We start from the raw sequence: 10,793 nt of genomic DNA on the forward strand, positions 1-10,793 counted from the left end.
ATAATGTTAGAATAGCTCGAGTTAAGCAATAATCTAAGGAGGTCTTTAAATGTTACGCGTAGCAAAAAAATATACATTAAGTATGGTGGACTATGTCTATATTATCATTGGGTCATTTCTAGCATCGGTTTCCTTTCAAGTATTTCTGTTACCCAATAATATTGTTTCTGGAGGCGTATCTGGATTATCAATACCAGCAAATGCTATGTTTGGATGGGATCCTGCCTTGTTCCAATATGGATTGAACATTCCCCTTCTAGTCCTTTGTTTTGCAGTATTAGGTAAGGAAGCAGGTTATAAAACAATATTAGGCAGTTTGCTTCTTCCGTTTTTCTTGAGTTTTATTGGTCACTGGGAACCAGTTACGAGAGACCCCCTGTTAGCTGCCATATTTGGTGGGGGCCTTACAGGTTTAGGTATAGGCATCGTTTATCGTGCAAAATCCTCTACAGGTGGGACAAGTATTATTGTCCAAGTCCTTTACCAATATTTACATTTACCGTTAGGTCTCAGTACAATAATGGTTGATGGTGTTGTAATCATGGTTGCTTTGCTTGTTTTTGATGTTGAAACGGTAATGTATTCGTTAATCTCATTGTTTATAGTTTCCCGTACAATAGATTTAGTACAAATTGGATTTAATAGAAATAAAAACATCTTCATCATTTCTGATAATCCTGGAGATATTAGAGATGCAATTTTACACACAATGGAGCGCGGTGTCACTAATTTAGGTATTCGTGGAGGATACGGCAATACAGATAAAGATATGCTTATGGCAGTGGTACAAGAAAGAGAGTTTACATTGCTTAAAGAAGTGGTGCTAAAAGCTGACGCTGACGCTTTTGTTGTTGCTATGCCTGCGAGCGAAGTGTTAGGGCGCGGTTTTTCCTTACAAAAGTATTTTCCTGTTAATGAAACAGAATGGACAGATGAATCAAAATAAATTGATATATTTAAAATAGTATAAAGAGTTTATATACGTGTATAATATTGACTAATTCATTGATATACGCTATACTTTTATCATTCACAGAAGGACATACTAAGGCGTAATAAAAGAGAGATATTCATATGGTGAAAGAATATCCTACACTTTGGTGCTCCCTTCAAAGGATTATACGAAAGTATAACGTTGCTTGGCGTTAACAAGTCTGAAGAGGTAATGACTGACTGAATAAGTTATTGCAAACAAGGTGGTACCGCGACTACTCGTCCTTGTCTGTAGTGATTTATTCAGTTTTTTTGTATATAAATGTATTTTAAAAGGAGAAATGAGAAATGAAAAAGTTAACAAGTTCTGAGTTAAGACAACTTTTCTTAGATTTTTTCAAAGAAAAAAATCATCATATTGAAAAGAGTGCATCCCTAGTTCCCATTGAAGACCCCACCTTACTTTGGATTAATTCTGGTGTAGCTACAATGAAAAAATATTTTGATGGTTCTGTTAGACCAGAAAATCGTAGGATCGCGAGCTCTCAAAAGAGTATTCGAACAAATGATATTGAAAACGTTGGTGTGACAGCAAGACACCATACATTATTTGAAATGTTGGGGAATTTTTCAATAGGCGATTATTTTAAAAAAGAAGCTATTGAATGGGCGTGGGATTTTTTAACTGGAGAACAATGGTTGGCATTAGATCCAGATAAACTTTACATTACAGTCTATCCAGAAGATAAGGAAACTTACGCAATATGGAAAGACAAAATAGGAGTGGACGAATCACATCTTATTGAAGAAGAAGAGAATTTTTGGGATATAGGGGAGGGGCCCTGTGGACCAGATACAGAAATATTCTTTGATAGAGGTGAGACCTTTAATAATCTACCAGAAGGACACGAAGAAAATTATCCGGGTGGTCAAAATGAACGTTGGCTTGAAATATGGAATTTAGTATTTTCAGAATTCAATCATAAAGCAGATGATACCTACGTCCCATTACCAAATAAAAATATTGATACGGGTATGGGACTTGAGCGTATTGTATCTATTTTGCAAGATGCTCCAACCAATTTTGAGACAGATTTATTTATGCCTATTATAAATAAAACAGAAGATTTATCTGGAAAAAAATATGAAGAAAAGAAGAATAAAGTAAGTTTCAAAGTAATTGCTGATCATATACGCGCATTAGCTTTTGCAATCAGCGATGGTGCGTTGCCCTCTAATGAAGGTCGTGGCTATGTTTTAAGACGCTTACTAAGAAGAAGTGTTATGCATGGTAGAAAACTTACTATTGATAAACCCTTCTTGACACAGCTTATACCAATTGTTTCAGAAATCATGTCAGAGCACTACCCTGAAGTCGGTGAGAATAGGGAACTTATTGAAAAGGTTATCTTAAGTGAAGAAAAAAGATTCCATGAAACACTTTCTGATGGTTTAAACAAGGTGAAAGAACTTGTTGAAGAACTGAAAGAAAAAGGCCAGTCAAAAATGTCAGGGAAAGATGCGTTCCAATTATATGACACGTATGGATTCCCATTGGAATTAACAGAAGAGGTTGTTGAAGAAGAAAATATTACAATAAACTATAAAGAATTTGATGCAGAAATGCAAAAACAGCGCGAACGTGCTCGTTTAGCACGTCAAACTGAAAATTCAATGGCTGTCCAAACGTCCTTATTAAATGAAGTTACAGTTAAGAGCACCTTCATCGGGTATAACCAAGATGAAACGACAACAACACTGATTAAAATAATTAAAGATGAAGCATTTGTTGAAGAGATTGAACCAGGTGAATCAGCTAGACTTCTATTCGAAGAGAGCCCGTTTTATGCTGAAAAAGGAGGACAAGTGGGTGATACTGGTCTTATCTTAAATGAAGATAAAACAGTTATGGCTGAAATTTTGAATGTTAAATCAGGGCCTGAAGGACAACCCATTCATGATGTAAAAGTTAGAAAAAAAATGAGTAATAATGAAACCTATTACCTTGTTATAGATAAGCATCGTAGAAGATTAATCGAGCGTAATCATACAGCTACTCATTTACTGCATCAGACTCTGAAAGAAGTGCTTGGAAATCATGTCAATCAGGCTGGTTCATTAGTGGAAGATGGACAACTACGCTTTGACTTTACGCATTTTAACCAAGTTACTGAAGAAGAACTAAAAGAAATGGAAAAACAAGTCAATCAGAAAATATTAGAAAATATTAGAGTTGAAACAACTGAAACAACTATAGATAAAGCTAAAGAAATGGGTGCTGTTGCATTATTTGGTGAAAAATATGGCAAGCATGTTAGAGTCGTTTCCATAAATGATTATTCCAAAGAACTTTGTGGGGGAACGCATGTGGAAACTACTTCTGAAATTGGATTATTTAAGATCTTATCAGAATCGGGTATAGGCGCTGGAACACGTCGTATAATTGCTCGAACGAGTGAAGGCGCGTATCAATGGATTGATGAACAACTAAATATTTTGAATCAAACGTCGAAATTATTAAGAGTGCAGTCATTGAATGAATTACCTATTAGAGTTGAAGGGCTGCAGAAAGAATTAAAAGATGCTAATCATGTGAACGAATCATTGCATGCTAAATTGGCGGAATCCCAAGCAGAAGACATCTTCAAAAAAGTTACTGATATTGACGGGATTACAGTTATCGCAGAAGAAATTAAAGCTAAGGATATGAATCAATTGCGAAAACTTGCTGATAAGTGGAAACAAAATGATTATTCGGATATTTTAGTTCTTGGACTTCGAAATGGAGAAAAAGTTAATTTAATTGCGTCGCTAAATGATAAAGCTAGACAAAATGAGATGAAAGCTGGAAATCTGATTAAGTTTATCTCACCTTATATAAAAGGTGGCGGAGGCGGACGAGATGATTTTGCTCAAGCTGGTGGAAAGAAACCAGAAGGCCTATCCGAAGCTTTACAGGCTGTTCCTGATTGGGTAGAAAAGAATAGTTAAGAAATAAATAGTCTATAAACATTTTTATATTTAGGTAAGTATTCTAGGATGCATTGTACTTTGACTAGATTTCTAGTAAAATGAGTACAATGGAAATTAATGATGAGTAGGATATATATTTTATTCATATATTAAAAGACGGAGGGAATATTAGATGACTTCAAATGACCATACTGTTCGATATAGCGTAGATAATGAAGAAGAATACGACGTTGAAGAAACATTGAAACTCGTATACACAGCTTTGGAAGAAAAAGGATACAATCCTATCAATCAAATCGTAGGGTATCTATTATCAGGCGACCCAGCATATATACCTCGACACAATGATGCCAGAAACTTAATGAAACGTCACGAAAGAGATGAAGTACTGGACGAGCTTGTTACGCGATATATTGAGACGAAAAAATAGTATGCGAGTAATGGGTTTAGATGTCGGGTCTAAAACGGTAGGTGTAGCTGTTAGTGATTATTTTGGGTGGACAGCTCAAGGGATTGAAACAGTAAAAATCAATGAATCCAAAGAACAATTTGGTTTGGACCGTATAAAAGAGCTTATTGAAGAATATGAAGTTGAATCTTTTGTTGTCGGATTGCCTAAAAACATGGACGGTACGATTGGGGAACGTGCGGAAATATCCATGGAATACGGAGCTAAAATTGAGGAACATTTTAATTTGCCTGTGAAGTATGTCGATGAACGTTTAACCACGATGCAAGCGAATAGAATGCTAATCGAAGAAGGAAATACCTCACGTAAAAAACGAAAGAAAGTAATAGATAAACTTGCTGCCGTAATGATATTACAAAATTATTTAGATCAGCAAATAAATAGTAAAGGTAGGAATTAATTATGACAAACGATCACACACACGATCACGATCACGACCATGATCACGAACACATTACAATTGTAGATGAAGAGGGAAATGAAGAATTATATGAGATCCTCTTCACTTTTGAATCAGAGGATTTTGATAAATCTTACGTTCTAGTGTATCCAGCTGGAACGAGTGAAGGCGATGAAGTTGAGTTATCAGCATTTTCTTATAAAGAATCAGAAGGTGGCCTAGAAGGGACATTAAGTTCTATTGATTCTGATGAAGAATGGGAAATGGTTGAAGAAGTATTGAATACTTTTATCAGTGATGAAGAAGAGTAAATAAAAACGATTTAAAAGATGGATATTTTCAGTGAATGGCTTTTATAATTAATATATAAAAGCTTCACGACTATCCGTCTTTTTTTCGTACAAATATTTTAGTTATTTAGAAAGACAGTATTAGAAGAAAAGTGTGTTAAAAATATAGAATTGACTTTTCTAAACTTTAAATATTGTGTATAATGACTAAGATAATGAACTTTTGAAAAAGGATGGAAAATTCATGCCTGATAAGCAATCAACTAAAACAGTTAGAAAAATTGTATTAAGTATTGTTTCAATCTTAGTTATATTAATTATTGTACTTTTTGTGTCAGGGTATAAATACTATACCTCATCGCTTGAACCATTAGAACCAGAGAGTAATACAGATGTTCCAATAGAAATTCCTATTGGGTCATCACGGACTGATATCGCACGTATCCTTGAAGAAAATGAAATTATCAAGAGTGCATTTGTCTTTAACTATCATTTACGGTTTACTGGAGAAGAAGGCTTCCAAGCAGGTTATTATCTTTTCTCACCGTCAATGTCAACAGAAGAGATCGTAACCCAACTCCAAGAGGGAGGAACGCCCATAATGGAAGAGTCAGCAGGAGAAATAACAATCCCTGAAGGCTTTACAGTGGAACAAGTTGCAATCGTAATTGAACAGCAAACGGACTATTCAGTAGAAGATTTCTTCCAGTTAATCGAAAGCGAGGGTTTTTTGGAGGAGAAATTACAAGAATATCCAGAGTTGTTAGATGATGCTATGACCGTCAAAGAGGACACATTATATACATTAGAAGGCTATCTTTACCCTGCGACGTATGAATTTCTTGATGACACATCCCTGGATGAATTAGTCACTCAAATGATTGATCGTATGGATCAAGTTTTAAATGAATATTACACTGAGATAGAAAAACAAGATACTACCGTACACAACATTTTGACTTTGTCTTCATTTGTTGAACGTGAAGGAATAACTTATGAAGATCGCGAAAAAATTGCAGGTGTATTTTATAATCGTCTGGATGTAGGGATGGCTCTCCAAACAGATGTAAGTGTTACCTACGCGCTCGGGGAACACCAGAAGAGAATAACTTATGATGATTTGGGTGTCGATTCACCCTATAATTTATATGAATACAAAGGACTTGGGCCAGGCCCCGTTAATAATCCTTCTGAAAAAGCGATATTAGCTACAATTTATCCAGCTGAAACAGAATACATGTATTTTTTGGCTGACTTAACAACAAGGGAAGTATATTTTTCAGAAACATACGACCAACATCTAGAATATAAAAATAAATACTTAGATTAGTAAATCAAAGCATTGAGTCTTCATCGACTCAGTGCTTTTGTTAAGATAAATATATCTTTAGTTTAAAGAAAGAAGGAGTAGTGTGATGACTAAAAATCAAAAAAATAGACCCATCGTTATTGGAGTGACGGGTGGTTCTGGTAGTGGAAAAACAAGCGTCAGCCAAGCTATCTATAATTATTTCCCAGGAAAATCAATCATGATGCTCGAGCAAGATTCTTATTACAAAGATCAGGATCATTTAAGTTTTGAAGAACGGTTGCAAACAAATTATGATCATCCTTTTGCATTTGATACAGAATTACTTATTAACCATTTATATGATTTGTTGAATTATAAAAGTATCAATAAACCAGTTTATGATTACACACGACACACAAGAAGTGATGAAACTATTCTCCAAGAACCTAAGGAGGTCATTATTCTTGAAGGGATTTTGATACTTGAAGATGCCCGACTTAGAGAGTTAATGGATATCAAAGTCTATGTTGATACGGATGATGACATCAGAATTATTCGTCGGATAAAGAGAGATATTGAAGAGCGTGGAAGAACTTTGGATCATGTCATCGAACAATACTTAACTGTTGTAAAACCGATGCATACTCAATTTATTGATCCAACAAAAAAGTACGCTGATATTATAATTCCCGAGGGTGGCAGAAACCAAGTAGCTATTGATTTGATGACTACTAAAATACATACCATCTTTCAAGAACGTTCACTATAAAATTGCTACAATTTATAAAAACGCTTTACATCGTAAAATGTTCGTGTTATCTTAATTGCATTGAATAATTAGCAAACATAAAAGTTAATAATATAAAGGACCTATATTACTATAGAATATTACGAGGTGAATATAAATGGTGACAGAAAAAGTTTATCCCATGACAATTCAAGGGAAAGAAAAGTTAGAAAAAGAGTTAACCGAATTAAAATCAGTAAAAAGAAAAGAAGTTGTTGAGCGTATCAAAATCGCAAGAGGATTCGGGGATTTATCTGAGAATTCAGAGTATGAATCAGCCAAAGATGAACAAGCATTTATCGAGGGGCGTATAAGCACACTTGAAAATATGCTTCAGAATGCAGAAATCATTGACAGTTCCAAATCAAAAAAAGGCGAAGTTACCTTAGGACGAACAGTTATATTTAAGGAACTCCCAGATGGTATTCTTGAAGAATATACTATAGTGGGTAAGGCTGAGGCTGATCCTTTTTCCGGGAAGATATCCAATGAATCACCTATTGCTCAAGCATTATTAAATAAAAAAGTTGGAGATAAAGTTGATATCGAAACACCAGGTGGCAAAATGCAAGTAGAAATTACAAAAGTTGTCTAATGCCATGTGTAAAGGTTTAAATATTTGGATAGTGTAAAATCAGAATAAACTCTATTAGATTATTTTAAAGATATTAAAAGACCCACAGTGGAAGTATTATATATTCTTCCACTGTGGGTCTTTTTGTAAGTAGAGTAACTAAGTTAATTAAGTACAAATTTAGTTGAATTTATCAGTCTTAAGTCCTATTTTCAATAGAAGTAATGTTATTTAAGTTAAAATTCGCTATAATTATTGTAGGCGAAATAAAAGGAGAGAAAGAAACAATGAGTAATTATATCTTTAAGGCCATACTAACTAGTTTATTTGTTTGGCTTTTATATCAAGTTGTTCACAATCCTATCTTTTTGATTTTTTTTCTATTAGCACTAATATTTTTTAGTATGTATAATTTATCTAAAGAAAAAGGGGAACATACGAAATATTTTTGGATAAGTGTGGTATTACTTTTTTGCTCATTTATCTTTACTAGTGCATTTTGGATATTACTTTTATTGTTTCTTCTGTTTCAGCTAAGTTCTGATCAAAAACTCTTAAACACTATACGAGATCCTTTCATAAGAAAAAAACAATATTGGCGAGATAAAGAATTTATTTCTGTTCAATGGAATGAATTAGAAAAAAACGAATTAAAGTTATACCGAAATAAATGGATTGGTGATGATTCAGTCGGAAAGAATATATTCAAATGGGAAGATCATAATCATCAAAAAATAATGGGAGACACCTTTTTTGATTTAGGAAACACCGTCTTGCCAATCAAAGAAAATGTTTTAATAATCAGAAAAGGTTTTGGCGATACCAAAATACTCGTACCAAAGGATATCGCTTTGTCAATAAATGTGAATATTGTGCTAGGGAAGCTTATTATTGAAGACGAATTTTTTGATTTAAAGAACGAAACGATTAAATGGCAATCAGATAATTATGATACTGCTCTAAGAAAAATAAAAATTGTATGCAGTACGATTGTAGGAGAAGTTGAGGTTGTTTATTTATGAAAAAGACCCTTTCTCAATTGATAAAATTTTTTCTATTGTTTCTTTTTATTCTTTTATTTATTACTCTGTTGATATTCCTATCTATATCAGAGAATCAATCGTTTACTGCCCTATATAGAGCTGATATTTTTGGGGTATCATTAATATTTTTTCTTATATTGTTCTCTTTGGTTTTAGCAGGTATTATGTCAACCTACTTGCGACTGTTTGAAAAAATCAAACTTAGAAAAGTAGAAGAAGGCCTAAGGATGATGAGTCAAGGTCATTATTCAGCATCTATTTTTCTGAATATGTATTCACTGGATACACCACTACAAATTAATGAAGACATCGATCGTCAGTTTTTAAAATTGCATGAAAAACTGATGTTTATGGCAGATGAAGCGTTAAAAAATGCGGAAGAAGATAAAGCTCTTGATGAAGAGACAAAAAATGATATTCTAGAAGGTGAACGTAAACGCATAGCTAGGGAATTACATGATTCTGTCTCCCAGCAATTATTTGCTGCTTCAATGATGCTGTCTGCTGTGAATCAGCAAATTGAAGAATCTACTGAAGGTGTAGTAAGCCAATTAAAAATGGTAGAACAGACAATAAATGCCTCTCAAACGGAAATGCGCGCTTTACTTTTACATCTTAGACCTGTTCAGTTAGATGGGAAGAGTTTAAAACAAGGAATAGAACATCTCCTTAAAGAATTAACATCTAAAATTGAAGTTAACATTCACTATGAAATTGAAAGGATAACAATGCCAACAGTAATGGAAGATCATTTTTTTCGCATACTTCAAGAATTATTATCTAACGTATTGAGACATGCTAAGGCCAAAGTTTTGGAAGTATATTTAACTCAAAATAACAATGTTATTCAACTGAGAGTGAATGATGATGGCGTCGGTTTTGATGTAGAGAAACCAAAATCTGGAAGCTATGGTCTACAAAACATTAAAGAAAGAATAGAGGGAATGGGGGGAAGCGTTAAAGTGGTTTCGCTCCCAAGTTTTGGAACACGAATTGAAATAAATGTGCCTTTAATAGTAGGAGAGTGAGAATATGATTCGTTTGATGCTTGTAGATGATCACGAGATGGTAAGATTAGGTTTGTCATCCTTTTTTTCTATACAAAAAGATTTTGAAGTCGTGGCTGAAGCAACGGATGGTAAGGAAAGTATCAAATTAGCATTAAAGGAGAAACCAGATATTATTCTGATGGATCTAGTTATGGAAGTTATGGATGGAACTGAAGCTACAATTGAAATTATGAAACGATGGCCTGAAGCCAAAATCATTATATTAACTAGCTTTATTGACGATGAGAAAGTTTATCCGGCTATGGAGGCAGGAGCTTCTGGTTATATTTTAAAAACATCTACTGCTACAGAAATAGCTCAAGCTGTTAGAGAGACCTATAATGGTCATAATTTCATAGAAGATGAAGTGTCAACTATACTGGAAGAAAAAAGGATAGAGAAAAGCACAGTCTCCTTACACGATAGATTAACTAGTCGGGAGAATGATGTTGTTCAACTCATAGCCAAAGGTTACACAAATCAGTCCATCGCAGATGAGCTATTTATTACTTTGAAAACAGTAAAAACACATGTGTCTAATATTTTATCAAAGTTAGAAGTAGAAGACCGCACACAAGTAGCTATATATGCATTCAGACATGATCTTGTAGAAAATTAAAATCCAAAAAAAAAGACCTCAATCAACTTTTAGTTGATTGAGGTCTTTTTTTTAGGTTCTTTGTCAAATCGTGTTGGTCAGAGATTTCCGAGGTAGAAAGCTTAAATGCTTTCTACCTTTTTTTATGCGACTTTAGTACTTAATTGTTTGTTGATCACTTTTTCTTCTTCAAAAGTTAAGGGTCTGATTTCTTTCTCGGTCTTTTCTTTCAATTTAAAACTAATTAGAATGCGTGCCCTCAAATGACTAAAATTACGATAACCATAACCACTTCGTTTGATTGTTTTAATTTTATTGTTAATGCCTTCAAGGTGTCCATTGGACAAGGTATACTTACAGGAATTTTCTATGGAATCTAGGTATTT

At 33.9% G+C, this 10,793-nt stretch carries 12 protein-coding genes; 11 read left to right on the forward strand and 1 reads right to left on the reverse strand.

Features of this window, described 5'->3' with window-relative positions:
* The first annotated feature begins 49 nt into the window (after window positions 1–49).
* The 11 genes from BMX83_RS07515 to BMX83_RS07565 all read left to right on the forward strand — a co-directional run bounded on the left by BMX83_RS07515 (window position 50) and on the right by BMX83_RS07565 (window position 10,428).
* Window positions 50–946: a YitT family protein gene (locus BMX83_RS07515; RefSeq protein ID WP_091635493.1), complete on the forward strand. Its 897-nt coding sequence runs from the start codon at window positions 50–52 to the stop codon at window positions 944–946.
* Between the two features lie 335 nt (window positions 947–1,281).
* Entirely contained in the window at window positions 1,282–3,924 is a 2,643-nt protein-coding gene (gene alaS, locus BMX83_RS07520; RefSeq protein WP_091635496.1) for an alanine--tRNA ligase, read from the forward strand.
* A gap of 154 nt (window positions 3,925–4,078) precedes the next feature.
* Window positions 4,079–4,336: an IreB family regulatory phosphoprotein gene (locus BMX83_RS07525; RefSeq protein WP_091635498.1), complete on the forward strand. Its 258-nt coding sequence runs from the start codon at window positions 4,079–4,081 to the stop codon at window positions 4,334–4,336.
* Window position 4,337: 1 nt separating this feature from the next.
* Window positions 4,338–4,775 carry a Holliday junction resolvase RuvX gene (ruvX, locus tag BMX83_RS07530; protein ID WP_091635501.1) on the forward strand — a complete coding sequence of 146 codons (438 nt, stop codon included), beginning with the start codon at window positions 4,338–4,340 and terminating at the stop codon, window positions 4,773–4,775.
* Window positions 4,776–4,777: 2 nt separating this feature from the next.
* Entirely contained in the window at window positions 4,778–5,086 is a 309-nt protein-coding gene (locus tag BMX83_RS07535) for a DUF1292 domain-containing protein (RefSeq protein WP_091635504.1), read from the forward strand.
* A gap of 223 nt (window positions 5,087–5,309) precedes the next feature.
* The gene (gene mltG, locus BMX83_RS07540; RefSeq protein ID WP_091635507.1) at window positions 5,310–6,395 is read left to right on the forward strand and encodes an endolytic transglycosylase MltG; all 1,086 of its coding nucleotides are present in this window, start codon (window positions 5,310–5,312) and stop codon (window positions 6,393–6,395) included.
* An 85-nt stretch (window positions 6,396–6,480) separates the two neighbouring features.
* Window positions 6,481–7,125: a uridine kinase gene (gene udk, locus BMX83_RS07545; RefSeq protein ID WP_091635510.1), complete on the forward strand. Its 645-nt coding sequence runs from the start codon at window positions 6,481–6,483 to the stop codon at window positions 7,123–7,125.
* A gap of 139 nt (window positions 7,126–7,264) precedes the next feature.
* Window positions 7,265–7,738: a transcription elongation factor GreA gene (gene greA, locus BMX83_RS07550; protein ID WP_272980688.1), complete on the forward strand. Its 474-nt coding sequence runs from the start codon at window positions 7,265–7,267 to the stop codon at window positions 7,736–7,738.
* A gap of 266 nt (window positions 7,739–8,004) precedes the next feature.
* Window positions 8,005–8,739, forward strand: a complete 735-nt coding sequence (liaF, locus tag BMX83_RS07555) for a cell wall-active antibiotics response protein LiaF (protein ID WP_177170537.1) — start codon at window positions 8,005–8,007, stop codon at window positions 8,737–8,739.
* A gap of 185 nt (window positions 8,740–8,924) precedes the next feature.
* Window positions 8,925–9,788: a sensor histidine kinase gene (locus BMX83_RS07560; RefSeq protein WP_177170538.1), complete on the forward strand. Its 864-nt coding sequence runs from the start codon at window positions 8,925–8,927 to the stop codon at window positions 9,786–9,788.
* Window positions 9,789–9,792: 4 nt separating this feature from the next.
* Window positions 9,793–10,428 (forward strand): response regulator transcription factor, encoded by a 636-nt coding sequence (locus BMX83_RS07565; RefSeq protein WP_091635520.1) that lies wholly within the window; start codon window positions 9,793–9,795, stop codon window positions 10,426–10,428.
* A 122-nt stretch (window positions 10,429–10,550) separates the two neighbouring features.
* On the opposite strand, the gene BMX83_RS07570 is transcribed toward BMX83_RS07565, so the two are convergent.
* On the reverse strand, window positions 10,551–10,793 hold a 243-nt coding region (locus BMX83_RS07570), incomplete at its 5' end, for a transposase (protein WP_143059502.1).

Origin of the sequence: Alkalibacterium gilvum (genome assembly GCF_900109085.1) — a bacterium.
Classification (GTDB): Bacteria; Bacillota; Bacilli; order Lactobacillales; family Carnobacteriaceae_A; genus Alkalibacterium; species Alkalibacterium gilvum.

Excerpts from the sequence above, each read along its gene's own strand:
- BMX83_RS07515 (WP_091635493.1), top strand. The coding sequence starts at position 50 with ATGTTACGCGTAGCAAAAAAATATACATTAAGTATGGTGGACTATGTC.
- alaS (WP_091635496.1), top strand. The coding sequence starts at position 1,282 with ATGAAAAAGTTAACAAGTTCTGAGTTAAGACAACTTTTCTTAGATTTT.
- BMX83_RS07525 (WP_091635498.1), top strand. The coding sequence starts at position 4,079 with ATGACTTCAAATGACCATACTGTTCGATATAGCGTAGATAATGAAGAA.
- ruvX (WP_091635501.1), top strand. The coding sequence starts at position 4,338 with ATGCGAGTAATGGGTTTAGATGTCGGGTCTAAAACGGTAGGTGTAGCT.
- BMX83_RS07535 (WP_091635504.1), top strand. The coding sequence starts at position 4,778 with ATGACAAACGATCACACACACGATCACGATCACGACCATGATCACGAA.
- mltG (WP_091635507.1), top strand. The coding sequence starts at position 5,310 with ATGCCTGATAAGCAATCAACTAAAACAGTTAGAAAAATTGTATTAAGT.
- udk (WP_091635510.1), top strand. The coding sequence starts at position 6,481 with ATGACTAAAAATCAAAAAAATAGACCCATCGTTATTGGAGTGACGGGT.
- liaF (WP_177170537.1), top strand. The coding sequence starts at position 8,005 with ATGAGTAATTATATCTTTAAGGCCATACTAACTAGTTTATTTGTTTGG.
- BMX83_RS07560 (WP_177170538.1), top strand. The coding sequence starts at position 8,925 with ATGTCAACCTACTTGCGACTGTTTGAAAAAATCAAACTTAGAAAAGTA.
- BMX83_RS07565 (WP_091635520.1), top strand. The coding sequence starts at position 9,793 with ATGATTCGTTTGATGCTTGTAGATGATCACGAGATGGTAAGATTAGGT.